Below are 25,855 nucleotides of genomic sequence, written 5' to 3'. Positions count from 1 at the left end.
TTTCTCCTTTACTAAAAATGGTCGAACTAAATTATACTAGTTCAACCAGTTTTGGTAGATATTATTTAATTGAGATATTTGCGGAAGAAGTTTAATTCATCTTCATTACACTTTTTGGCCAAATCGTCTTTTTGGTTAACGTGGAAAACATGTCCCCGACGATGATCATTATCACCATAAAAATGAAGTTCATGGTAAATGTTTTTAGCATGGAGATAGCCTGAAAGCATGTAGGCATTATCACGCAGAAAATCATCGGTAGAAGTCATGATAAACAGGGGTGGCAATGCTGGTGTTAGGAATTGCTCTACATTTAGTTCGTCGTGTTTCTCCATTTGAATTTCAGGTCTGAAATAGGCTTCAGGTGCACCAGCAATTGAATTAATTTCTGTTAAGAAGTAAGCGCCACAGTTTAAAGCCGCTGCTTTAATAGTTAAGTTAGGTACAGAATAGCCGAAATATTTACGGTATTCATTATTGGTATAAACTGCTAAAATTTGTTCACCCATTTGCCCGCCAGCACTGTCTCCAACTATAAAGACATTGTCTAGGTCAAACTGATATTTAGCGGCATTTTCTTTTTCGGCTACCCAATGAAATACCCGATTAATATCATCTAACTCGCCCGGGTATACAACATCAGGTGCTAACCGGTAATTGGCGTTAACTACTGCAAAGCCTGCTTTAGCAAGAGCTAAACAATAGAACTGGTATGTTTCCTTAGTGCCATATACCCAGCCGCCACCGTGGATATTGACAATAACCGGTAGTTTGTCATTAGTTCTTTTTTGTGGTAAGTACACATCAAGTATCTGATACTTGGGATCGTCACCATAAGGTATATTATCGAATCTTTCTACTTCGGGAATTTGTGTTGGCAATCCTTCATCACGTTGGTCATCACCTTTTTTAAATTCGCTACGCATTTCTTGAACTAATTTTTGATAATCTGGTTCTGACATTTTACAGCACTCCTTTTTGTGAAATCGCTTTATCAAGTATATTTTACTTCACTATTATGAAAAAGAAAGGCTATAAAGTCACTTCAAAGTGGCGATTGAGCAGCTTAAATTTTATCAAAATTAGCCTTTATTTCAATTAAAATCAACTTAAAAAATATTTTTGTCATTGACACCGCTTACAGAAAAGCGGTAAAATAATCTTAACTGAATATTCGGTTTGTAACTGATACGATCAGGCAATACCTCTTGTTCGAGAGAACGAGTGGTATTGCCTTTTTTATTTTGGAGGTAAATTATATGTCTGTTTTTCCGAAAGACTTTTTATGGGGTGGAGCGATAGCAGCAAATCAAGCAGAAGGTGCTTGGAATATAGATGAAAAAGGTGTTGCAATTACAGATACTACACAACATGGGATTGCGAAAAATGAGCACGACGAAGAAGTTCTGCCAAATACTTTTTATCCCAGTCATGAAGCTATTGATTTTTACCATAATTATGAAAGAGATTTGGAATTAATGGCTGAAATGGGCTTTAAATGTTTTCGTACCTCTATTGCTTGGACGAGAATTTATCCTACTGGAGAAGAAGAGACCCCCAACGAAAAGGGACTTCATTTTTATGATTGCTTGTTTGATAAAATGCTGGCCTTAGGAATTCAGCCCGTAGTAACAATATCGCATTATGAAACACCATTAGCATTACATAAAAAATATAATGGTTGGGAAAACAAAAAGTTGATATCTCTTTATATTAAATTTTGCAAAACAATTTTTGAACGTTTTGGCGATAAAGTACACTATTGGATGACATTTAATGAAATGAACAATACACAAACCATTCCATATGCGGCTGCAGCAATGGATTTATCGGGTACTTATTCTCATCAACTTTCTCAAATTTATCAGGCTCAGCATAATATGTATGTTGCCAATGCTTTAGCTAATAAATTAGCTAAAAAAATAATGCCTGATGCTCATATGGGTATTATGCTTTCTTTAAGTCAAGCAGCTGTTTATCCAGCAAGCCCCAAACCTGAGGATGTTTTTGGTGCTTTACAGTTACAACGAAGAACATTTGTCAGTTCGGATGTGCAATTAAAAGGCTGCTATCCGGGATATGTAAAGAGAATATGGGATGAATATAATGTCAAACTTGACATTACTGATGAGGAGCTTGACTTAATAAGAAAATATAAATCTGAATTTTTAGCATTCAGCTATTATCGTTCTAGTACTTTTGAAGATGGAATGAAAATTTATGGTGATACTGGTGGAGTGGTTGGAAAACCAAATCCTTATTTAAAGAATTCAGCTTGGGGTTGGCCAGTAGATCCCCTGGGATTGCGTTGGATGTGTAATTTGGTTCAAGACAGATACGATTGTCCTATGTTTATAGTAGAAAATGGTCTTGGCGCTGTAGATAAAATAAGTGAAGATGGCAAAATTCATGATAAAGAACGTTCAGATTATCTTAAAAAACATCTTAAACAAATTGGTGAAGCAATAAAGGATGGTTGTAAAATTATTGGCTACACTTGGTGGGGACCAATTGACATCGTTTCTGCCGGTACGGGAGAAATGAATAAGCGTTACGGATTTATTTATGTTGATCGTGATAATGACGGCAAGGGAACGATGAGGAGAATAAAGAAAGATAGTTTCAATGTTTATAAAGAAATAATAAAAACGAACGGTAATTGCTTATTTTAATAGTGGTTGAAGGGGATAGTATGCATATTATTAAAATACTAAATAACAATGCTGTTCAAGTTATTAATGAACATGGTGACCAAGTTATTATAGTTGGTCGAGGAATAGGTCATGATAAAAAAAGAGGCCAGACTATCTCTATTGAGAATAGTGACGAAGTTTTTGTGATGACAAATAGAAATCTTTTTCCATCAGTTAAAAACATTTTAACTTCAGTTTCAACTGACTTAATTGAGACAAGTAACAAAATAATTAATTATGGGAAAAAGCTATTAGATACAAATTTAAACCAGAATATTATTATTAGTCTTACTGATCACCTAGATTACGCTATTTCTAAGGCGCGTGATGGAATATATACTCCGAATCCTTTAAATTTAGATATTAAAAAGTTTTATCCAACAGAGTACAAAATTGGCGAGTATGCATTAAAAGTTGTTAAAAAATATCAATTTACGATATTAAGAGAAGACGAAGCTGGCTTTATAGCAATGCATTTTGTAGATGCAACTATCAAAGATAATAAAAGTACTCACAACATATTACGCTTAACTGAAGCATTAAAGAAAGTTTTAGCCATAGTTGAAAAAGAAATGCCAAATATTAGCAAAGATTCTTTGGCATATAGCCGTTTTGTTCGTCACATACAGTATATGATTATTAGAATTTTTGAAAATGGTAAGGAAACAAATGAAATCGATGCTGACATTGCAAAGATTGTTTTTGAAAAATATCCCTTCGAATACTCTTTAGCTAAAAAAATAAGAAAAGTAATACTGCACGACTTTCAAGTTGATATAAATGATGAGGAGCAAATGTATATAACAATTCATTTAGCCCGGCTGGCTGATGTAAGAGGAGAACAAATATGAAACATAAAGATGAGATAAATTCAATCATTAAAGATGTGGGTGGAGTTGATAATATTCAACGTATGACCCATTGCATGACAAGATTAAGATTTAATCTTGCTGATGATAAAAAAGCTGATCTAGATGCAATTAGCAAAATTAACGGAGTTTTAAACACTCAATTTCAAAATAGCCAATTACAAATTGTCATAGGACCAGCAGTCGCTGATTGGTATGACGAAATTTCGAATTTAACAGGTATTGGTCAAGAAGAAAGTCAAGAAACTGATGTGAAAGAAAAGAAAGGCTTTTTCAGCAAATTACTTGAAATCTTTTCAAATGTTTTCTTGCCGGTTATTCCAGCTATTGCTGGTGCCGGTATGATGAAAGCAATTTTGGGACTGCTGTCATCTTTTTCATTAATATCACAAAAATCTGATTCTTATATTATTCTTAATTTGATGGCCGATGCTACATTTTATTTTTTACCTTTTTTATTGGCTATATCAGCAGCAAAGCTCTTTAAGACAAATGCAATATTATCAGCAGTTCTAGCTGGTGCTTTGCTTTATCCAAGTTTGATTAATAATGTGGGCAAAATCAGTAATTATCATTTTTTAGGGTTGCCTATTCCCGTGATAAATTATAGTGCATCTGTTTTACCTATTATTCTCTCTGTATGGATAATGAGTTATTTATATAGGTTTGTAGATAAACATATGCCTGACATGCTAAAGGTTATTTTTGTACCAACTGTTGTTTTAATTATAATGATTCCTATTGAATTAATAGCCATAGGACCTTTAGGAAATTATTTAGGCAGTATATTATCTGCTGCTTCGATGAAACTATTTTCATTTTCTGGTGCTTTAGCTGGTGCCATCTTGGGCGGATTACGCCCATTGCTGGTTATGACAGGTATGCATCAAGCATTAACCCCAATTATTTTCCAAAATTTCGCTTCAAAAGGCTATGATGTTTTGATGCCAACAATGTTAGTATCGACTTTTGCCCAGGCAACGGGAGTTTTAACTATGGCATTTAAAACAAGATCCAAAAAAGAAAAATCAGTCATTTATGCATCAGGTATTTCTGCTATTTTAGGTATTACAGAACCTGCATTATATGGTGTCATCGTAAAATATAAGCGCGTACTATTATCCGTTTGTATAGGTGGAGGCCTTGGAGCAGCTTATGTTTCAGCAATGGGTTATCATCTGGGCAGTTTTACACCATCAAATATATTAAGTTTGGCTGTCTACGCACTTATGCCTAAATTTATTCATGTAATAATTGGATTGGGAATTGCAATAGTATCGACTGCGCTATTAGTATTAGTATTACAACCTAAAGTTGGCGTAGAAGATGAAAAACCTGTTATTGATGTAAGTAAAGAGAATGCAACTCGTGAAGATTTGTCAACAATAGACATTTTTGCACCTATGGAAGGAGACCTGGTTAGTTTGAAAGAAGTACCTGATACAGCATTTTCTTCTGGTGCAATGGGTGATGGTTTTGCAATTATACCTAAAAATGGTGTTGTAAAAGCTCCGTTTGATGGTACAATTGCGGTTATAGCACAGACTGGTCATGCTGTCGGAATACGTGGGAAAAATGGTATTGAAGTTTTAATACATGTAGGTATTGATACGGTTGAATTAAACGGGAAATTTTTCCAAACTTACGTAACTCAGGGGCAGAAAGTTTCAAAGGGCCAAAAATTGATTTCTTTTGATCTAAAAAAAGTAGAAAAGCAATATAATATTATTAGTCCGATCATAGTAACTAGTGGAAAAGTTTCTTTAAAAGATGAAGTTCGTGTTGATGGAATTGATAATAATACCCTACTTGCACAAGCAAGTACTGCAGACGCAATATAATAATTGCTTGATTATTATTTGAATATTATTCTTCATAAAAATTCCAAACTTAAAAAATTTGGTGCATAAAGTGAGTTCAGAAGGAAATCAACCTTTTGAAGTCACTTTTTTAATAACAATAAATTCTGCTAGTACTAAGACAACAATTAGTTATTGCCATGTGTGGTAATAAATTCTTGATATGCCTCATCTTCCATAGCGGGCGTAACCTTAAAATTATTAAAGTCGGGATGCTTCTGGTGTAATTCACTTTCTGCAACGTCAATATAATGTGTAATCGTAGCATTTCCGATTAACTCTATCCAATAGCCATGGCCACGGCGATGAACTTTAGTTTGAACAAAGCCGCCAGGATTAGAAACAGTCAGTAGTTTGTCAAACAGATTCATTGACTGACAGGTCAAAGCGTAAATTAAACTTGCAGCTGACATGGCTGTACCACAGGCATTGGTGAAGCCTACACCTCGCTCAAAAGTGCGTACAAATAGATGGTGCGCACTCAAAACTTGAGCAAAACTAACATTTACTCCATCCGGGAAAAATGGATTTTTCTGATTTAGTTTTGCGCCTAATTTTGCTAATAAGTCGCTTTTGAAAATATCATCGGAAACAAAACTGATCAAGTGGGGGTTAGGGACAGCAACTGCTGAAAATTTCAGTTTTGGTGCCAGTTCTGGCACTTCTTGATTAATTAATTCAGAATAACCTAAATTAGTAAAGGGGAGAGCAGTAGCTGCAAAACTGACAGGACTGATTTCAACACTGACTGCCTTAACTTCTTGAGCCCAATCTGGCTGACAGCTGACACGCAAATCGTTTTGCATAGTTTCAACTTTAAATGTTTCTTTATGATATTTTTGTGCTAAATAACGGCCTACTGTCCTTAGCCCGTTACCACACATGGAAGCAAAAGAACCGTCAGCATTGATAACTTCCATTTTTCCTAGAGTTTGCGCATGGTCTGAATTGCTGACCACTAGTAAACCGTCAGCACCATTAAGTAAGCCACTTTCCGGCTTAGTTATCTGTTGCGTCAAGTTGACTAATTCTCCCTTAGATAATGGTGTTTGAAATTGAGTTTGATCAAGTAGAAAAAACTTATTCTGTGAGCCGTGAACTTTTTGTAGTTGTATCATGAAAATTTCTCCTTAAATTAATTAAAAAACTGGTGATAAATTTCTTTAACAGCGGCAGCTGCGTCTGCCTTTTTGGTGCCTAGCATGATTGAAATGCGTGAAGCACCCTGGTTAATCATATGAATGGCAATATGCTTTTCTGCTAAAGGCAGAGTGATATTTTTCATTACACCAATCTTGTTGCGCATCCCTTCTCCAACCACCATAATGATGGCATAATCATCAATCCATTCTAGTTGATCAGGTTGAAGTTCTTTCTGAATTGCAAGACACATTTGCTGACGAATTTGTTTATCAAATTGTTTTTTATCAAAAATAACGGTCAAATCATCAATTCCTGATGGCATATGTTCATATGATATATTAAATTTATAGAATATTTGCAGTAATTTAAGTGTAAATCCAACTTCTTTATTTAGTAAATATTTATGTAAATATAATGCGGCAAAATGTCCAGAACTTGCCACACCTGTAATTGTACTTTGCGGGGTAAAACTATTTTGCGGGACAATCATTGTTCCTGGCAGTTCTGGAAGATTAGTGTTTTTGACGTTTACGGGAATCCGGCCTTCAATTGCGGGAATAATGGCTTCATCATGGAAAACAGAAAATCCAGCATATGATAGCTCCCGCAACTCACGGTATGTCATAACCTTAATGGCACGGGGATGCGCAACAATTCTGGGGTCAGCTGCATAGATTGCATCTACATCCGTAAAGTTTTCATATAAATCTGCTTTAATTCCCCGTGCCCAAATTGCTCCGGTAATATCAGATCCACCCCGAGAAAAGGTTGCTATTAAGCCTTCTTCTGTAATGCCATAAAAGCCGGGCACGACTAGTAAATCTGCAGTTTGTACCCATTTTTGTAAATTTTTATAAGTTTCTGGTAGAACTTGAGTATCGTTAGCATTATTAGTAACCATAAAGCCGGCTTCTGCGGGATCCAAAAAGCGGGCGGCTATCTGGTGCTTTTGCAGAACTAAAGTTAGAAGCTGTGCACTCAGTTTTTCACCATGTGCTTTAAACCCCGCCATTAAAAAATCTGTGTTTGGATAAGAAAGTTGAGGAAGATTGAGTAATTCCTGTAACAGAGGCTTTACTAATTGCTCGGATATTTGAAAGTAATCTGCAATATTCTGGTACCTGGTCCAAATCGCTTTTACCGTTGCACTGTAATCTTGGTTATTAAGTACGTTTTCTGCATATGTAATTAATAGATCTGTTACTTTAGTGTCGTTTTTAGACCTTTTGCCGGGAGCAGAAGTCACGATCACTTTACGTGCTGGATCAGCATCAATAATTTTTAAAACTTTTTGAAATTGTTCTCCGTCTGCTAGAGAACTACCACCAAATTTTACAACTTTCATGTTAATACCTTTCACAATTAAATTTAATTTAAGTAATTAGTATTGGATTTTAACATTAAAATTTTAATCTTCAACTGCAAAAGAAAGCTGTTATTCATTAAAGAGGCTGTTTTGCGTCATGTTATTGGATTAAAATTTGCGCTAAAAGTGTTGATGATGATAGTGTTTGACAAGGGGAAAAATAACTAAATTTAAAAAATAATATTTTTATTTAAAAATTTAAAAAGCAATTGTCAGTAAAAATGGTTGACAATCATATTAATTAATAATAATATTTTAATAAATCGAAGAGGTTGCAACCAACAAGAGTAGCTGGTGGAGTTTCTGCAAAAACTAAGAAACTAGTCAAAGGGGCGGTTGCCGAAGCATTAATTATTGCGGTAATTAATAAGCTGGGACGTAATCTAACAGATTATGGACTGTCGCAATTTTATATTCGCGGAGCGCTATCGACAAAATTGATACCAGATAATAACTTGAAGGACTCTTTTGTTAGGTACAACAAAAGAGCCTTTTTTATTTAACAAAAAGGGAGAGATTTAAATGGCTGCTAATGATTATTATCAAACTAATGCCCAGGGTCATTTGACAATTGGGGGAGTAGATGCTTTAGAACTGGCAAAGAAGTTTGGTACCCCCTTAGTTGTTTATGACGTCCAGAAAATCAAACGGCAATTTCAGGCTTTCCAAACTGCGTTTGAAAAAGAGCAGGTAGATTATGCCATTAGCTATGCTAGCAAAGCTTTTGCCACAATTGCAATTTACCAGATAATCAATAAACTGGGTGGACACATCGATGTTGTTTCCGGTGGAGAATTATATACTGCACTTAAAGCTGGTTTTCCCCCAGCCAAAATCAGTTTTCACGGTAATAATAAAACCCCAGATGAGTTGTTAATGGCTGTCCAAAACCATGTGGGCGTGATTATTTTAGATAATTTTACTGAGATTAAACTGTTAAAAAGGATTTTAAACCAAACTAATACTCGCGTGCAGGTAATGTTGAGAGTAACTCCAGGGGTCTCTGCTCATACACATGAATATGACCAAACCGGTCAAGAGGACAGCAAATTTGGCTTTGATATTCGTTCGGGTCAGGCTGAGCAGGCGTTTTTGCAAGTTAAAGCTGACGCACAAATGGAATTAATTGGATTGCACGCACATATTGGTTCACAAATTTTGGCAACAGAGGGTTTTAAACTTGAAGTAGAGAAGTTGATGAAGTTAGTCAGCGGCTGGAAACAAAAATATGACTATCAACCTCAGGTGTTAAATTTGGGAGGTGGTTTCGGTATCAGGTACACCAAGCAGGATCATCCAGTAACTGCTCAAACCTTCATCAGTCAAATAGTGCAGACAGTCAAAAAGTGTGTACAGGAAGATCACTTAAAAATGCCGGCTATCTGGATTGAACCAGGACGGTCGATTGTCGGTGAGGCCGGTTATAGCTTATATACAATCGGTGCACGCAAAGAAGTGCCGGGACTGCTGCCTTATGTAGCAGTTGATGGTGGTATGGGTGATAATATCAGACCAGCACTTTATCAAGCAGAATATGAGGCAGTATTAGCAGAAAAGCCACATGCAGAACCAGTAGAAACGGTTAGACTTGCAGGTCGCTACTGTGAATCAGGCGACATTATTATTGACAAATTGGCATTGCCTAAAAGCAAGCCGGGAGATGTAATTGCGGTTTTAGCAACTGGTGCTTATGGCTATAGTATGGCATCTAATTATAATCGTGTTCCCAGGTCAGCAGTTGTTTTTGCAGAAAATGGGCAAGCACAAGAAGTAGTTACACGTGAAACTTATGCGGATCTAGTTAGTCATGATCGTTTTTATCAAATGGAAGGATAAATTATAAATATGAAAAAAATGACGGCAACCGAAATCATTAATTTTATTGCTAATTCAACTAAAAAAACACCAGTTAAAGTTTATGTCAAAGGAAATTTGTCTCAGTTAAATTGGCCAGCAGACTGCAAAACTTTTATTGAAAATCATACTGGGGTCGTTTTGGGAGATTGGCAAGTCTTGGGGCCTTTTATAGCAAAAAACTCTGACAAATTTGCTGATTACCAATTGGAAAATGTTAGTCGTAATTCTGCCATTCCGTTGCTAGATTTGAAAAATATTTCTGCCAGAATTGAACCGGGGGCCCTAATTCGTGAAAACGTTGAAATAGGCAAAAATGCGGTGATCATGATGGGGGCTGTCGTTAATATTGGAGCAGAAATAGGTGAAAATGCCATGATTGACATGAACGCTGTTTTAGGAGGCAGAGCAATTGTTGGTGCGAACAGCCATATAGGAGCAGGCGCGGTGATTGCCGGAGTTGTCGAACCGGCTTCGGCACAACCTGTGAAAATTGGCAAGGATGTCTTGATTGGTGCCAATGCCGTAGTTTTAGAAGGAGTTCAAGTTGGCGACCATGCGGTAGTAGCTGCTGGAGCAGTAGTAACTAAGGATGTACCTGCAAACAGTGTCGTTGCCGGAGTACCGGCAAAAATTATTAAAATGCGTGATCAAAAAACGGCTTCTAAGACAGGAATTGAGCCGGGATTAAGAAAGCTGTGAATTAATGTTAACTTCCGAGCAACTAATTAAAATTCGGCGTGACTTGCATCAGATTCCAGAATTAGCTCTGCACGAATATCAAACACAGAAATATCTCTTGCAAGTTATTGGTAATTTTAATCAAAAATACATTGAAATTCGCACATGTTCTGAACTGCCTACAGCTATTTTAGTTAGAGTTAGAGGGAAAGAACCGCAAAAAACGATTGGCTATCGCGCAGATATAGATGGTCTACCAATTGCAGAACAGACCGGCCTGTCGTTTGCTTCCCACAATCAAGGTCAAATGCATGCTTGTGGTCATGATATCCACATGACAGTAGCCTTGGGAATTCTAGCTTATTTTTGCGATCACCAACCGCAAGACAATTTACTGTTCTTTTTTCAACCTGCTGAAGAAAGTGAGAGTGGCGGGAAAAAAGCCTATGAGGCAGGAATTTTTACTGGTAAATGGCGCCCAGATGAATTCTTTGCTTTGCACGATACTCCAGATTTACCTACTGGGACAATTGGCTGCCGCTTAGGGACTTTATTTGCAGGTACAACTGAAATCAATATTGATTTATCTGGTAAGGATGGACATGCGGCGTATCCGCAGCAAGCTAATGATATGGTAGTGGCTGCAGCTGCGTTAATAGAGCAAATTCAAACAATTATTTCGCGCAGTATTGATCCCATTGCAGGTGGTGTTATTACAATAGGAAAAGTTAGGGCTGGAACAGTTAGAAATGCGATTGCCGGTCATGCTCATTTAGAAGGAACCATTCGCGGATTAACCCAAAAAATGATTGAAAAAATTGATCAGCGTCTGCGGGAGATAACTCAAGGAATAGCACACAGCTATAATGCTAAAGTTGATTTGCAGCTTAATCAAGGCGGCTATTGGCCAGTTGAAAATGATCCTCAAATCACAAGTGAGTTCATTAATTATATGAAGGAAAATGCTCAAATTAATTACCAAGAGATGCAACCGGCTATGACAGGTGAAGACTTTGGCTATTTACTAGCACAAATTCCCGGCACCATGTTCTGGCTGGGAGTGGATAATGATGCGCAACTTCATTCTGCAACCTTCAACCCGCATGAAGAAGCCATAGAAGTAGGAATTAAAGCAGTGATAGGGTTTTTACTGAGTCACATGTAGTTCAAAAGGAGAAAAAATATGACTAATTTTGACAAGGCAGATTTAATGACCGCGCTAATTACTCCTTTTAATAAGGAAGATAAAGTTGACTATCCTGGTCTGAAAAAATTAACTGAGCATTTACTTAACACAGGTAGCACTGGTTTTGTCATTGGTGGTACTACTGGTGAAACAGCAACAATGACCCATGACGAAAAAATTGAATTATACACTAAATTCGCTCAAATAATTGCTGGACGTGTGCCAGTGGTTGCCGGTACGGGCAGCAATAATACTGCACAGACAGTTGCATTTACTCAAGAAGTGGGACAAATTCCCGGTATTGATATGGCACTGGTAGTAGCACCTTACTATAACAAGCCGGATCAAAGGGGAATTACAGCTCATTTTGAAAAGGTGGCTGAAAATTCGCCTGTACCAATCATTATTTATAACATTCCGGGTCGAACAGGAATTAAGATCACTAAGGAAACTTTAGTTGAGTTATCGCATAATCCTAAAATTGCTGGTGTTAAGCAATGTTCAGACTTAGAAGATTTGGAATATATTGTTGAACATGCAGCAAAAGATTTTTTGGTGTATACAGGTGAAGACCTGCAGTCTTTAACGGCTAAGGTCTTAGGGGCAAGAGGCGTAATCTCGGTAGCCTCTCATATTTATGTCAAAGCTATGCGGGAAATGTATGATGACTTAGATCAGGGGAAAATCGCTGCAGCAGGTAAATTGCAAAGGCAACTAATGCCGAAAATGCAAGCTTTGTTTATGTATCCTTCACCGGCACCTGTTAAGGCCGTCCTTAACGCCCAAGGATTGCCAGCTGGCGGCTGCCGGTTACCGATTGTGGATTTAAATGAAACAGAAAAGCGGCAATTAGCTCTTCATTTAGGTTTAAGTGAAGCAGCATTATTGCATGAACTGCCACTAGAATTAGGAGTAGATTAATGAAGAAAATTTTAATAGCTGGTGCCACAGGATCTATGGGCAGACAAGCAGTTCAATTAGTTGAAAAATTACCGGACTGCCAACTGGTAGCAGTTTTGGCACCTACTGCATCTGAGAGTTCAGATTTTAAGCCTGAGGTTAAGCGATTTAATAATTTAGCAATGGTCGATATTGCTGCTGATGTTTGGATTGATTTTACGACTCCACAAGCAGTTTATGAAAATACTAAATTTGCTTTAAAGCACCATATGCACCCAATTGTGGGAACAAGTGGTTTAACTTCTGAACAAACAAAACAGCTACAAGAACTGGCAAAAAAAGAGAAAATTGGTGGCCTTATTGCTCCAAATTTTGGTTTATCGGCTGTCTTATTAATGAAGTTTGCACAAGAGGCGGCGCGGTACTTTCCTGATGCAGAGGTTATTGAGATGCATCATGCTGATAAAAGGGATGCCCCTAGTGCTACGGCTATTGCGACTGCCAAAGTGATAGCAGAAAACCGCAATTCAGAAAATTGTTCTAAAACAACAAGCGATTCTCAAGCTCGCGGTGCTGATTATGATGGAGTTCCTGTTCACTCTGTGCGATTACCCGGCTATATAGCTCATGAGCAGGTGCTTTTTGGCGGCTCTGGCGAAGCTTTAACTATTAGACAAGATTCTTTTTCCCGTTCTTCATTTATGCAGGGCGTTAAAGTAGCCTTGAGCCGAGTAATGGATTTAACAGATTTAGTGGTCGGTTTAGACCAGATTTTGTAATTACAAGGAGAACGAAATGCCCCAATTAGCTACTGATTTAACTTCAATTATTCATACTCCCTTGGTAAAAATTCCTCCTTCTGGTATCCGTGCTTTTGCCCAAAAAGTTGACGATATTCCCGATTTAATTAAATTAACTTTAGGAGAACCCGATTTAAATACACCTGAACATGTTAAAAAAGCTGCAGCCCAAAGTATATTAGATAATGATTCGCATTACTCGGCCCAAAAAGGAACACCTAGGCTGCGTCAGGCTATCAGCAATTATTTAAAGCGCAAGCAAGGCTTAACCTATGATCCTGAAAGTGAAATTATTGTCACGGTCGGTGCGACAGAGGCCATAGCTGCAACCATGTTGGCACTATTTCAACCAGGCGATCAAATTATTGTGCCTACGCCATCCTATGCTCTTTATTTTCCGCTAATTCAATACACTAAAGCTGAATTGGTCGCCATCAATACGGCAGATACAAATTTCGTGTTGACCCCGCAGGCACTGAAAAAAACTTTAAATGAGCATCCTCATGCTAAAGCAATTTTACTTAACTATCCTACTAATCCTACTGGCAGAGAATGTCCTAGCTCTGTTTTAAAGCAAATCGCACCGATTATTAAAAAGCATCATCTTTATGTTATTTCTGATGAAATTTATAGTGAATTAACGTATGACTTTAAGCATGTTTCGATTGCGCGTTATTTACCCGAACGCACTTTGTTGATTAATGGCTTGTCCAAGTCGCACGCGATGACCGGTTACCGTTTAGGCTATGTGACTGGACCAGCTGCTTTAATTAGTTTAATTGCAAAGATGCACGCATTTCTGGTTACAGCTCCATCTAATCCTGCACAAGCGGCAGCCACTGAGGCCTTGGAAAATGGTGATCAGGATCCAGCAAAGGCCCGGCCAATTTATCAAAAAAGACGTGACTATATTGTTAGTGCGTTAAACAATATGGGTCTTGAAACCCATGCCAGTGAAGGAGCATTCTATGTTTTCGCCAAAATACCGGCAAGTTATGGTCAAGATGATGAGGCTTTTGCACTGGACTTGGCTCACAAGGCTAAAGTCGGGGGCACGCCCGGAAATGCTTTTGGTCCTGGCGGTGAAGGGTATATTCGTTTTTCATACGCTGCCAGCGATGAAAACTTGCATACAGCAATGAATCGCATCCAACAGTTTTTAGCAGAAAAAGGTGAAAATTGATGAGAAAATACGTAGTTGCAATTCTTGGTGCCACAGGTGCAGTAGGTCAGCGTTTAATTAGTGAACTGGAAAAGTCTAAAATTCCAGTCAAACAAATCAAACTACTAGCTTCTAAGCGGTCGGCAGGTAAAAAATTAACATTTAAAAATCAAGCAATTACAGTAGAAGAAGCACAACCTGATTCATTTAAGGGAGCGGACTTAGTTTTATCATCTGCTGGCGGAGCTGTGTCAAAGAGGCTGTTGCCTGAAGCTGTCAAAAGAGGGGCGGTATGTGTGGACAATACTAGTGCTTTTCGTATGGCTGATGATGTGCCCTTAATTGTTCCGGGAGTTAACGATGACCAATTAGTTAATCATCATGGCATCATTGCTAATCCTAATTGCTCGACCATTCAGATGGTAGCTGCGCTTTATCCGCTGCACGTTAAATGGGGAATTAAGCAAATTATTGTTTCAACTTATCAAGCCGTCTCGGGTGCTGGTAAAGCAGCTTGGGCGGAGCTGCTGCAGCAAGCTCAGGACAGGTTGAATAAGCAAAAGACAGCAGCTAAAATCCTGCCCACCGCCTCTGCTAAAAAGCATTATCCTATGGCGTTTAACTTATTACCCCAAATTGATGTTTTTGAAGATGATGGGTACACGCACGAAGAATGGAAAATGATTCATGAAACCAAAAAGATTTTGTTTAATGATCAGGACTCAAAGAAGATTAAAGTCACTGCTACTTGTGTCCGCGTACCGGTTGAAATTGGTCATGGCGAAACGGTTTATTTTGTGTTGCAAGACGAAACTGCAACAACAGCGGCAATAAAGCAGGAAATTGTAAAAGCTCCTGGCCTTGTTTTACAGGATGACCCTGAAAATCAGATCTATCCCCAACCACTTTTAGCGATCGGTAAAAAAGAAACTTTCGTGGGCCGTATTCGGCCAGATCAAGAAAATCCTGGTGCATTTAATATGTGGATCGTAGCTGATAACTTATTAAGGGGTGCTGCCAGCAATACAGTAGAAATTGCTGAATGTTTAGTAAGAGATAATTTAGTGCGTGTGCCAAAAAATAGTTAGTTCTATATTTAATTAAATGAAATAAACCAAGTTTGTATAAATAATATAAGCTTGGTTTATTTGATTACTTTTAAGCTGACTTCCTACTATTTTTTTGCAATTTTAAACGATAAAAAATCCATGGAGGTTATGAAAGCGCTATTTTATACTGACAATGTATTAATTGAATAACTAAAAAGTTATTTAGATGAAAGGAGTACGTTAATGAGTCTTGTAAATGCTTTGTTGATCGCAATTTGGGCAGGATATTGTTCATTTGACGATCAAGGACCGCAAATGTTTCGGAGACCTTTGCTGGTTGGACCGGTTGTAGGACTTATCCTGGGAGATTTGCCAACGGCACTTGTGATTTCCGCTACATTGGAATTAATGTGGATGGGCCTGGGCAACATGGCGGGTTATCAAACACCAGATATGATTGTCGGGACAATTATCGGAGTTACTGTTTCAATTACTTCAGGAACAGGTGCTACACCAAAAGGAATTGCTGCTGGAGTCGCTGCCGCCACTACTGTAGCTGTTTTAATTCAACAGTTAATAGTAGTTACGCGGGTATTAAAACAGTTTTTCGAACCATGGGCTCAAAGATTGGCTGATAACGGTGATTTAAGTGGGATAATGCAAATAAATATTGTTGCTTTTCTCATACAGTTTTCAATTCGAGCAGTACCAACATTTCTGTTTGTTTATTTCCAAAAGGGCATAATTGATAAAATACTGGCTGTTGTACCAAGCAACATCTTAAATGGTTTGGGAACAGCGTCATCTTTATTGCCTGCTGTGGGATTATCCATTTTAATGACAATGATGATGAAGGGCACATTGTGGCCATTCTTAATTTTTGGCTTTGTTTTATCAGCCTATTTAAACTTAGGCATTTTGCCAGTAACCTTAATTTCTTTAATTTTTGCCGTGATCTATTCCTACATTATGGAAATTATAGATAAGCAAAACGAAATGGGTTCAGAAAATAGTAGTTCTAATAATCAGCAAGTTGATGAAGATACGGGGTACGACCTATGAGTAATGAAGTGGAAACTAAAAAAAGTAAAAAAATTACCCGTAAGGATTTAAATAAAGTCTTTTGGCGATTGCAAATTTGGGGACTAAACGTTACTTCGACGCTGGTCTTGACTCAAGCTATTGGCTTTTTAAATGCGATGGTACCAATTATTCGCCGTCTTTATGGTGATAATAAGGAACTTAGAATAGAAGCTATGAAGCGCCATCTGACCTACTTTTTATCACAAATTACGGCAACAGGTATGATTCTGGGAATTACTGCAGCTGTTGAAGAGACAACCAGCGAGGATGAAAAAGAAGCAGTTGTTGCTATCAAAGCCGGAATGATGGGACCATTAGCTGGTATTGGCGACAGTGTCTTTAAAATAACCATTCAGGCTATTGCCGGTAGTATCGGTGCAGCCTATGCATTACAAGGAAATGTATTAGGACCTATATTGATGTTTGTCATTTATAACGGAATTAATATTGTTGTTAAATATTATGGAATTATTTTTGGTTACGAAAAGGGCACAGAATTTATTAAAAGTGGTAACCAAAAGAAGGTTATGCAAAAGATAATTAATATTTCAACAGCGATCGGTGTCATGGTTATAGGTGCGCTCATTGCCCAATACGTCAAGATAAATGTTGGTACAGTAATTTATACCAAGGGTACAAAAATTGTCATCCAAAAATTACTAGACGGCGTGATGCCAAAGCTGTTACCTTTGCTGTTTACCTTAGGTCTTTATAAATTACACTCATATTTACCACGTAAATATTTAACTTGGTTAATATTTGCTATTTTGATTTTAGGAACAGTTTTAGCAGTAATGGGAATTATCAAATAATTTGTAAGGAGGTTACTGATGGCTATAAATATTATCTTGGCCAGTCACGGCTTGTTTGCTCAGGAAGCATTAAAGTCGGCTGAAATGATTATTGGACTGCCGCAAAAAAATGTTGCAGTTTTATCTGTTACTAAAGGTAAAACTTATGAAGAAAGTCTTGAGGAAATTCAGACTAAATTAAAAGCGCTCAACGAAAAAAATGCGGAAACTCTTATCTTAGTTGATATTTTTGGTGGCACCCCTGCTAATGTGTCTACGTATTTAACCTTGACAAATGAAAATGTCTTAGTTTATTCGGGGCTAAATATGCCAGTTTTACTGGAACTATGCTTAAGCAATCCTGAAAATTTAGCAGAAGCTAAGAAGATTATTGAAAGAACATATCCGCAAGCGTTAGTGAATATTACTGAAAAAGCAAAAGAAGGAGAGAAGCAAAATGCCAATCAAGTGGACTCGTATTGATGACAGATTAATTCACGGTCAGGTTGCCAGTTCCTGGCTGCGTCATGTTGGTGCTGAACAAATCATATGCATCAGTGATAGGGCAGCTAGTAACCCAGTGCAAGAGCAAGTGTTGAAAATGGCTGCTCCTGGCTATATCGTGCATGTTTTTGGAGTAGATAAATTTATTCGAGTTTACAAGAAAAATCCTATAAAAAAGACCACGTTTTTAATATTGACCAGTACCCTTGATCTATTGCACTTAATTGAAGGCGGGGTTGACATTAAGTCAGTTAATTTTGGTGGTATGAGAGAGCGTAAAGAACGTACAATTCGCTACAACAATGACTTGTGCTTTACTCCGGAAGAAAAGGATGCTCTAGACAAATTGGTTGACTCAGGACTAGAAATAAACTTTCAAATGGCGGCTTATGATGCGCCTACACCAATCAAAGAATATATTGAACAAGTGCAAGGAAAGAACTAATGAAAATCGACTACGCAGAAGCATATGTTTTAGATGATGGACAAACGGAAGTAGATATTAAGACTGATGAGCAGAATTTACCTGATTATGAATTATATTGGACTCTGAATAATGATAAATATACTAAAGAAAAAAAGTATTTGTTAACCAGTAATAAAACACAGGTCTGCTTTCAATTTACATACTCAACTGTTAGGCCAACTTATTTCATTCTGAATTTTAAGAATCACGAGCCTTTGTTATTTGGTTATCGCATACTGCCTGTTCCAGGGATGTATAATCTGCGCGATATTGGTGGCTATCGCACAAGTGATGGCATGAGAATCAAATGGGGGCAAGTTTATCGCTCTGATTATTTGCACAATTTAGAGCCTTCTGGCTATACTTTTGTTAAAAATTTGGGGTTAAATTCAATAATTGATTTTCGTGGTGCAATTGAAGTTAAAGATACGCCTGACCCTGTTATTGATCCTGCAATTCATACTTTTAATTTTGATCCTAATGCAGAAACAGCTGCTATCGCTGGCAGAGCCCAAAACTTAGATACCGGTAAAGATATGAAAGAAAGGGCTAAAGAAGCACTAGCTAAAGGAGAAACCGGTAATGATCAAATGATCAGACAACAAGAATCCTTTGTCGATAGTCCTGCAAGCTTAGAGGCTTTTAGTAATACTATCAAAGTTACGGCCCAAAGTAAGTATTTACCCAGCTTGCAACATTGCCGTGGCGGTAAAGACAGAACTGGCTTTGGCTTCATGGTTTTGGAAGGAATTCTGGGCGTACCAGCAGAATTACTGGTTTATGATTACATGCTAACTAAACGGGCACGCGTTAAGAAAAATGCTCGTTACTATCAAAAATTTTTGCAACAAACTGGTAATAAAGCAATTGCGGATTATATGTATGCCCTTTTTGACACTAGAGCAGAATTTATTACTGCTTCAATTACCAAAATAATGCGCGAATACGGCACAATTTATCAGTATGCAACTGACAAGTTGGGTCTGACTGAATCAGAATATTTGAGTTTACGCAAGTCATTATTAGAAAAAGCATAAGTTTTAAGTTAAAGTAAGTATTAATATTGTCTTAAAAAGGAAGACGGCAAAACAATGTTGAATTTAACTTACCGTGAAATTGAGTTGTTAAATCTTTTTTTAAACAATGATTTACTTACTATTTCTGAATTAAAAAATAAAAGCGGAATTTCAGCGCGAACGCTGAATACAGAATTTGAGCAGATTAATAAGGCTTTACGTAATAACGGTCATGATGTCAAAATTATCAATCAAAGAGCTAAAGGATATTTGCTTGATTATTCTTTAGCAGAAAGTGACTGGTTGAAATTATTAAAGGAGAATTGCTCTGAATATTTAAATCTCAAGTTTAATTACTTGTTTCGTAATAAGTTACGTATTGCTAAAATTTGCAGATTTCTGTGTGCGAGTCCAAACTACATCAAAATCGACCAGTTGGCGAGAAAACTAAATTTTAGTACCGCGACTATCAAAAAAGATATGCGCGATGTGAAAAAATTTTTAAGTATTTATAATTTAAAAGTAAAATCTGTTCCATACTATGGCATGAAGGTAGTAGGCAAAACGGGCGCTGTTCGTTCATGTTTGATAGATTTATTTGATATATATAGTTTTGAACAAAAAGACGCTTTGCTACCAGAATATGCTTTTACTGAATATGGTGTTACTAAAACTGAATTACTAAATAAAAGTCAGACTTTACTCCAATTAATTCATGAATATGATTTCCCTTTAACGGATAATGGCTTCAAGCAAGTAACAAAATATCTGCTAGTTTATAAATTACGGCCAGATATTAGTTTAAAGATTAGTCATAGTTTTAAAGTTGAATTGATGCATAACAAGGCATTTATAATTGCAGCAAAATTAATTAAAAATAGTATTAAAGAAGAACTATGCTTAGCTATTTTTTTACTAATTAATTCCGAAATTGATCAGATTCCTGATCTGAACAAATTAAAAACCTGCTCTCAGCAAGTACAGGTACAGGTTGAACAAGTTTGTGCTGTTTTAAAAGAGCAATTGTCACTATGCATTAATAAAGGTTCTGATATTGCTTCATACATTCATCGCAGTTTTTTTATCAGATACCTTAAGAAAAAATATGACTTTGTTTGCTTCAATTTAGAACTAGCAACTGAAAAAGTTGCTCGCAAAATTTTTGCTACAAGTTCTTTAACAGTTGCTTTATATAATTCTTGTGCTGATTATAATAAAAAAGAGTTAAACGACAGCCTGTTTAACGATATAGTTCTGGGCTTATATAGTAAAATTCATCAAAAGCAAAACAGTTACTTTCCCACTAATTTCTTGGTTGTAAACGACTATGGTAAATTAGCCAGTGAACACTTAATAGGTAAACTTGATTTAAATAAGTATAATGCAAATTATACTTTTGTTTATTCTTATGAATTGGAAAATATTGATTATTCAAAATATGATTACTTATTAGTTTCCTCAAAAACTAAACCAGGTTATAAAAATATAAATATTCCCAAAATAACTTTTTCCTTTTTTTCAGATGATGGGCTAAGAATGGCTCTGTGGCAAAGAATACTGTCCACTAAACGAACTATTGGTTCAATTGCCAATTATTTTAAGCGGCCAGTGATAATAAAAATAGATGCTTTAAAAGGAAAAATTCAGGACATAGTAGCTAATCATTTGATTAAACAACTAGGCATCCCCCAAACACATAAAAACAATTTTGTTAGTTATGTTGCAGCTTTAATATTAAATGAAGGCTACCATGCATACCCTTATAATATGTACCTCACCCTTCTGGGCCCCCACAAAATTAAGAAACGTTATTTTGTTCTTAAGTTTAAGCGGCCTGTATATATAAATTGTCATAAGATTTTTAGTTTACAGATTATAATTCTTGACCCTAGCAAAGGATTACTGGAAATTAAAAATGGTGATTCTGAACTGCAACAATACTTTAATATTGTGAGGAATGACCAAACTATGAGATGAATATATTAGAGAAAGATAATCTGCTTTAAATATAGCAATCAGCTCTCTCAAACTGAATTTATCCAGTTTGAGAGTTTTTCTGTTGGCGTTAATTGTGATAGTACATATATATATTTAATTTCATCGACTAATATTTACTATTGGAGAGAATAAAAAATCCCAGCACCGACTACCTACCAGAGCTGAGATAAATTTTATTTTAACGGAAAAAAGAAATAATTACCATATTTATTAATAATTTGGGAATAAAATCATGAAATTAGCTATTTATCGCCATCCATAATCGTGTTTTTAACAATTACATAATCAACCAACTTAATTGAACTAAGGTCTTTACCACCAGCATAAGAAATCGAAGATTGTAAATCTTCCTGCATTTCTTTTAAAGTGTCCGCGATATGTCCGCGATATGGAACCAGCATTTGTTTACCTTCAACATTGCGATAAGCACCCTTTTGGACTTCTGAAGCTGAACCCCAATATTGTTTGTAAGTTTTGCCATTAATTTTGATCACATTGCCTGGAGACTCCTCATGTCCCGCAAGCATTGAACCAATCATGATCATAGTAGCGCCAAAACGAATTGATTTCGCTATATCGCCGTTATAACGGATACCGCCATCTGCAATCAATGGTTTGCTGGCTACTTTACTGCACATTCTTAAAGCAGCTAGTTGCCAGCCACCAGTACCAAAACCAGTTTTAAGTTTGGTAATACATGCACGGCCAGGGCCAACACCCACCTTAGTGGCATCGGCTCCTGCACCTTCTAATTCACGTACTGCTTCTGGGGTTGCGATATTGCCTGCTGTTAAAAAAGTGTCAGGCAATTTTTCTTTAATATACTTAATCATATCAATGACATAGATAGAATGACCGTGGGCAACATCAATTGTGATATATTCAGGTTTGATATTCTCACTGACTAATTGGTCAATAAAGTCGTATTCACCTTTTTTAATACCGACGGATATTGAAGCAAATAAGCCTTTTTCATGCATCATTTTGATAAAATTAAGACGCTTCTCAGGCTGAAAGCGGTGCATGACGTAGTAGTAGCCATTTTGAGCCAGCCAGACTGCCAAGTCATCGTTAATGACGCTTTCCATGTTTGCTGGCACAACAGGTATTTTAAATGTTCGGTTTCCAAACTTTACACTAGTATCAGCATCATGACGGCTTTTGATAATTCCCTTGTTGGGCACAAGCTGGATGTCGTCATAATCAAAGGCTTCCATACTGAAATAATTACTCATAAATAAATCGGCTCCTAGAATAAAAAATCTTTGCAAACGAAGTAACTATAATCAAAAATACTTTTTTTGTCAACAGAAAAATCGAACTATTAAAAATCTGGCTACTATAATAATTCGCATTTAAATTTGACTAAATGTGGGCAAATTGCTAGACTATTTACGTGATATTTGTAGAAATTTAATGAGGTGAATAAAAATGACAGCAGTTGCAGTTGTTGGTAGTCAATGGGGCGACGAAGGAAAGGGCAAAATCACTGACTTTTTAAGTAATGAAGCAGCGTATACTGTGCGCTCAAATGGTGGTAATAATGCTGGTCATACTATTGAAATTAATGGTCAAGATTTTAAGATGCGCTTGATTCCGTCAGGCATTTTTGCGTCAAAACAAGGTGCCGTAATCGGTAATGGCGTGGTCATTAATCCTGAAGTTTTATTTAATGAATTAAAAAATCTTGAAGAAAAAGGCATAGACACCAGTAAATTAAAGATTTCTAATCGTGCTCACATCATCATGCCTTATCATATTAAGCAAGATGAATACCAAGAAGAAGCAAAGGGCGATCAAAAAATCGGTACTACTAAAAACGGTATTGGTCCAGCATACATGGACAAAGCTTCCAGAATTGGTATTCGCGTTTGTGATTTACTTGAAAAAGATACCTTTGAAGCAAAATTACGTACTAACTTAGAACAGAAAAACGAAGTATTTACCAAAATTTATGGTAAACCGGCACTTAAATTTGAGGATATTTTTGCCAAATATTATGAATATGGTCAAAAAATGAAAAAATATGTCACTGATACTTCGGTGTTAGTCAATGATGCTCTTGATAACAATGAAAAAGTCCTGTTTGAAGGGGCACAGGGAATTATGCTTGATATAGATGAAGGGACTTATCCTTTTGTTACCTCATCGAACACCATTTCCGGCGGTATTGCCAGTGGTATCGGCGTTGGCGCCAACCGGTTAAAAACTGTTATTGGTGTCTGCAAAGCTTATACTACTCGTGTTGGTGCTGGTCCTTTTCCAACTGAATTATTAGATGAAACTGGGGACCGGATTCGTGAAACTGCTCATGAATATGGTACGGTTACCGGCCGTCCTCGCCGCGTAGGTTGGTTTGATTCAGTGGCTTTACGTCATGCCAAACGTGCAGCTGGTATTAACGGCTTAAGTCTAAACTTACTTGATATTTTCAGCGGCTTTGACACTATTAAAATTGCAACTGCTTATGAACTCGATGGTCAAAAAATTGACTATTATCCTGCCAGCCTGAAAGAACTAGACCGGTGTAAGCCTGTTTATGAGGAATTACCTGCTTGGAAAGAAGATATCACGGGTGCTAAAAGTTGGTCTGACTTGCCGGAAAATGCACAGAAGTTTTTAAACCGTGTTTCAGAGCTTGTTGGTATTCCTCTTGTTACTGTTTCAGTAGGACCTGACCGTGAGCAAACAATCGTGTTACAGAATCCGTGGGAAATGTAATTTATGTTAGAACGTTATACTCGCCCTGAAATGGGCAAAATATGGTCGGATGAAAATAAATATGAAGCATGGTTAAAGGTAGAAATAGCCGCCACCAATGCCTGGAGTGAATTAGGTGAAGTACCCAAAACAGATGCTGCTAAAATTGCCCAAAATGCCAGTTTTACACCTGAACGGGTGGCAGAATTGGAGCAGATAACGCACCATGATGTGGTGGCTTTTACCCGTACTGTTTCCGAAAGTCTGGGCCCGGAGAAAAAGTGGGTACACTTTGGTTTAACTTCTACTGATGTTGTTGACACAGCCCAAGGATACATCTTAAAGCAGGCTGATGAAATTATTCGGCAGGATTTGCAAGATCTAAAAAAGACGATTGCACAAAAAGCACTTAAGTATAAAAATACGGTTGAGATGGGTCGGACTCACGGCGTTCAAGCTGAACCTACTACTTTTGGCCTGAAATTAGCTCGCTGGTATGCGGAAATTAAGCGTGATATTGAACGCTTTGAACATGCAGCAAAAGGGGTAGAATCAGGAAAAATTTCCGGAGCCGTTGGGACTTTTGCTAACGTACCGCCAGCTGTTGAAACCAGTGTTTTAAAGCAGCTAGGCTTAACTCAGCAGCCTATTACCAGCCAGGTCTTGCCGCGCGACTTACACGCTGAATATATTGCGACCTTGGCTTTAATAGCTACCAGTATTGAAAATTGGGCAACTGAAATTAGAGGCTTGCAACGCTCTGAAATCCACGAAGTAGAAGAACACTTCCGTGCTGGGCAAAAAGGCTCCTCGGCAATGCCCCATAAGCGCAATCCCATTGGCTCTGAAAATCTCTGCGGTATGGCACGAGTTTTACGTGGCCATATTATTACAGCCTATGAAGATATATCACTTTGGCATGAACGGGATATTTCCCATTCCAGTGCTGAAAGAATAATCTTACCTGACACAACAATTGGCATCGATTATATGCTTGATCGCTTTAACCGTATTTTGACTAATCTTGATGTTTTTCCAGAAACAATGCTTAAAAATATGGATAAAACTTATGGCCTGGTTTACTCACAACGCTTGTTGTTAAAGCTTATTGATGAGGCTGGTCTTTCTCGTGAAGATGCTTATGATATGGTCCAAAAGCTAACTAACAAGTCTTGGAATGAGGGAATTTCCTTTAGAAAATTAGTTGAAGATAGTCCAATCATGGATTACCTTTCTGAAGAAGATGTAGCTGATGCTTTTGACTATCATTACCATTTACGGCATGTAGATGAGATTTTCAAAAAAGTTGGTTTGGAATAATTAATAAATAAAAGTTCACTTGAATGTGAGCTTTTTTTATACTCAAAAATTAAATTTTGGATAAGTCCAGTTTAATGTAAGCGGTTATGTGATAAACTGAGCTTGTTAACAATAAAATGAAATTGAAGTAAAACTATAGGGGGCAAGACAATTAAGGAACTAAGCCCGATGATTAATCTTTTATCAGCTTCAAAGTGTCTTACCGGTGTTATTGAAGGCGATTCTATGCCGCAGGAATTTTATTCCTGAAATGGTTGACCTTTATCGTTCAGGCAAGTTTTTACTTGATAAAATGGTTAAGTTTTATCAATCAGAGGAAATTAATGATGCCATTAAGGATTCAGTAAATGGCAGCATGATAAAACCAATTATTGTTTTTGATGAAGAATATAAATAGTTTTAAAAATTATTCTTA

23 protein-coding genes and 1 riboswitch are annotated in these 25,855 nt (G+C 37.0%); of the genes, 19 read left to right on the top strand and 4 right to left on the bottom strand.

Going from position 1 to position 25,855, the window contains the following annotated elements:
• Positions 1-65: 65 nt before the first annotated feature.
• Positions 66-962: an alpha/beta hydrolase gene (locus Q0R51_RS02655; protein WP_294756491.1), complete on the bottom strand. Its 897-nt coding sequence runs from the start codon at positions 960-962 to the stop codon at positions 66-68.
• A 297-nt stretch (positions 963-1,259) separates the two neighbouring features.
• On the opposite strand from Q0R51_RS02655, the gene Q0R51_RS02650 reads away from it, so the two are divergent.
• From Q0R51_RS02650 to Q0R51_RS02640, 3 genes are read left to right on the top strand one after another with little or no spacing between them, the layout of a single operon-like run.
• Complete coding sequence (locus tag Q0R51_RS02650) at positions 1,260-2,672, top strand: glycoside hydrolase family 1 protein (protein ID WP_294756489.1); 1,413 nt, start codon at positions 1,260-1,262, stop codon at positions 2,670-2,672.
• A 20-nt stretch (positions 2,673-2,692) separates the two neighbouring features.
• Positions 2,693-3,544, top strand: a complete 852-nt coding sequence (locus tag Q0R51_RS02645) for a PRD domain-containing protein (RefSeq protein WP_294756483.1) — start codon at positions 2,693-2,695, stop codon at positions 3,542-3,544.
• Positions 3,541-5,403, top strand: a complete 1,863-nt coding sequence (locus Q0R51_RS02640; protein WP_294756482.1) for a beta-glucoside-specific PTS transporter subunit IIABC — start codon at positions 3,541-3,543, stop codon at positions 5,401-5,403. The genes Q0R51_RS02645 and Q0R51_RS02640 overlap by 4 nt, the downstream gene beginning before the upstream one ends.
• Positions 5,404-5,549: 146 nt before the next feature.
• Here the strand turns inward: Q0R51_RS02640 and dapF are convergent, their stop codons facing one another.
• Both dapF and Q0R51_RS02630 read right to left on the bottom strand, forming a co-directional pair.
• A complete protein-coding gene (gene dapF, locus Q0R51_RS02635) occupies positions 5,550-6,539 on the bottom strand; it encodes a diaminopimelate epimerase (protein ID WP_294756481.1) in 990 nt (329 codons plus the stop codon).
• 17 nt (positions 6,540-6,556) lie between these two features.
• On the bottom strand, positions 6,557-7,909 hold the full coding sequence (locus Q0R51_RS02630; protein ID WP_294756479.1) for an aspartate kinase: 1,353 nt from the start codon (positions 7,907-7,909) through the stop codon (positions 6,557-6,559).
• 279 nt (positions 7,910-8,188) lie between these two features.
• Positions 8,189-8,367, top strand: a riboswitch (Lysine riboswitch).
• An 85-nt stretch (positions 8,368-8,452) separates the two neighbouring features.
• On the opposite strand from Q0R51_RS02630, the gene lysA reads away from it, so the two are divergent.
• The 13 genes from lysA to Q0R51_RS02565 all read left to right on the top strand — a co-directional run bounded on the left by lysA (position 8,453) and on the right by Q0R51_RS02565 (position 21,399).
• On the top strand, positions 8,453-9,766 hold the full coding sequence (gene lysA, locus Q0R51_RS02625; RefSeq protein WP_294756478.1) for a diaminopimelate decarboxylase: 1,314 nt from the start codon (positions 8,453-8,455) through the stop codon (positions 9,764-9,766).
• Between the two features lie 9 nt (positions 9,767-9,775).
• Positions 9,776-10,486 (top strand): 2,3,4,5-tetrahydropyridine-2,6-dicarboxylate N-acetyltransferase, encoded by a 711-nt coding sequence (dapD, locus tag Q0R51_RS02620; protein ID WP_294756477.1) that lies wholly within the window; start codon positions 9,776-9,778, stop codon positions 10,484-10,486.
• A 4-nt stretch (positions 10,487-10,490) separates the two neighbouring features.
• Entirely contained in the window at positions 10,491-11,630 is a 1,140-nt protein-coding gene (locus tag Q0R51_RS02615) for an N-acetyldiaminopimelate deacetylase (RefSeq protein ID WP_294756476.1), read from the top strand.
• Positions 11,631-11,648: 18 nt separating this feature from the next.
• Positions 11,649-12,572 (top strand): 4-hydroxy-tetrahydrodipicolinate synthase, encoded by a 924-nt coding sequence (gene dapA / locus Q0R51_RS02610; protein WP_294756475.1) that lies wholly within the window; start codon positions 11,649-11,651, stop codon positions 12,570-12,572.
• The gene (dapB, locus tag Q0R51_RS02605; protein WP_294756473.1) at positions 12,572-13,330 is read left to right on the top strand and encodes a 4-hydroxy-tetrahydrodipicolinate reductase; all 759 of its coding nucleotides are present in this window, start codon (positions 12,572-12,574) and stop codon (positions 13,328-13,330) included. The genes dapA and dapB overlap by 1 nt, the downstream gene beginning before the upstream one ends.
• A gap of 16 nt (positions 13,331-13,346) precedes the next feature.
• Positions 13,347-14,534 (top strand): aminotransferase class I/II-fold pyridoxal phosphate-dependent enzyme, encoded by a 1,188-nt coding sequence (locus Q0R51_RS02600; RefSeq protein ID WP_294756472.1) that lies wholly within the window; start codon positions 13,347-13,349, stop codon positions 14,532-14,534.
• On the top strand, positions 14,531-15,601 hold the full coding sequence (locus tag Q0R51_RS02595) for an aspartate-semialdehyde dehydrogenase (protein ID WP_294756471.1): 1,071 nt from the start codon (positions 14,531-14,533) through the stop codon (positions 15,599-15,601). Before Q0R51_RS02600 ends, Q0R51_RS02595 begins: the two co-directional genes overlap by 4 nt.
• A 204-nt stretch (positions 15,602-15,805) precedes the next feature.
• Positions 15,806-16,624, top strand: coding sequence for a PTS sugar transporter subunit IIC (locus tag Q0R51_RS02590; protein WP_294756469.1), 819 nt, complete (start codon positions 15,806-15,808; stop codon positions 16,622-16,624).
• Positions 16,621-17,457 (top strand): PTS system mannose/fructose/sorbose family transporter subunit IID, encoded by an 837-nt coding sequence (locus Q0R51_RS02585; RefSeq protein ID WP_294756467.1) that lies wholly within the window; start codon positions 16,621-16,623, stop codon positions 17,455-17,457. The genes Q0R51_RS02590 and Q0R51_RS02585 overlap by 4 nt, the downstream gene beginning before the upstream one ends.
• Positions 17,458-17,475: 18 nt before the next feature.
• On the top strand, positions 17,476-17,919 hold the full coding sequence (locus tag Q0R51_RS02580; RefSeq protein ID WP_110446782.1) for a PTS sugar transporter subunit IIA: 444 nt from the start codon (positions 17,476-17,478) through the stop codon (positions 17,917-17,919).
• Positions 17,894-18,385 carry a PTS sugar transporter subunit IIB gene (locus Q0R51_RS02575; protein ID WP_046325671.1) on the top strand — a complete coding sequence of 164 codons (492 nt, stop codon included), beginning with the start codon at positions 17,894-17,896 and terminating at the stop codon, positions 18,383-18,385. The genes Q0R51_RS02580 and Q0R51_RS02575 overlap by 26 nt, the downstream gene beginning before the upstream one ends.
• Positions 18,385-19,443 (top strand): tyrosine-protein phosphatase, encoded by a 1,059-nt coding sequence (locus tag Q0R51_RS02570; RefSeq protein WP_294756465.1) that lies wholly within the window; start codon positions 18,385-18,387, stop codon positions 19,441-19,443. Before Q0R51_RS02575 ends, Q0R51_RS02570 begins: the two co-directional genes overlap by 1 nt.
• A 54-nt stretch (positions 19,444-19,497) precedes the next feature.
• Positions 19,498-21,399, top strand: a complete 1,902-nt coding sequence (locus tag Q0R51_RS02565) for a helix-turn-helix domain-containing protein (RefSeq protein WP_294756464.1) — start codon at positions 19,498-19,500, stop codon at positions 21,397-21,399.
• Between the two features lie 263 nt (positions 21,400-21,662).
• Here the strand turns inward: Q0R51_RS02565 and Q0R51_RS02560 are convergent, their stop codons facing one another.
• Positions 21,663-22,655: a GMP reductase gene (locus Q0R51_RS02560; RefSeq protein WP_294756462.1), complete on the bottom strand. Its 993-nt coding sequence runs from the start codon at positions 22,653-22,655 to the stop codon at positions 21,663-21,665.
• 196 nt (positions 22,656-22,851) lie between these two features.
• Here Q0R51_RS02560 and Q0R51_RS02555 point away from each other — a divergent pair, with 196 nt between their 5' ends.
• The 3 genes from Q0R51_RS02555 (at position 22,852) to Q0R51_RS02545 (ending at position 25,837) form a co-directional block, all read left to right on the top strand.
• Positions 22,852-24,141, top strand: coding sequence for an adenylosuccinate synthase (locus tag Q0R51_RS02555; protein WP_294756460.1), 1,290 nt, complete (start codon positions 22,852-22,854; stop codon positions 24,139-24,141).
• A 3-nt stretch (positions 24,142-24,144) separates the two neighbouring features.
• Complete coding sequence (gene purB / locus Q0R51_RS02550; RefSeq protein WP_294756459.1) at positions 24,145-25,440, top strand: adenylosuccinate lyase; 1,296 nt, start codon at positions 24,145-24,147, stop codon at positions 25,438-25,440.
• Between the two features lie 205 nt (positions 25,441-25,645).
• Positions 25,646-25,837: a hypothetical protein gene (locus Q0R51_RS02545; protein WP_294756456.1), complete on the top strand. Its 192-nt coding sequence runs from the start codon at positions 25,646-25,648 to the stop codon at positions 25,835-25,837.
• Positions 25,838-25,855 lie beyond the last annotated feature (18 nt).

The sequence above is a fragment of the uncultured Lactobacillus sp. genome (assembly GCF_946477725.1).
In the GTDB taxonomy this organism is placed as follows: domain Bacteria; phylum Bacillota; class Bacilli; order Lactobacillales; family Lactobacillaceae; genus Lactobacillus.
This window is presented reverse-complemented; position numbering and strand designations above follow the sequence as displayed.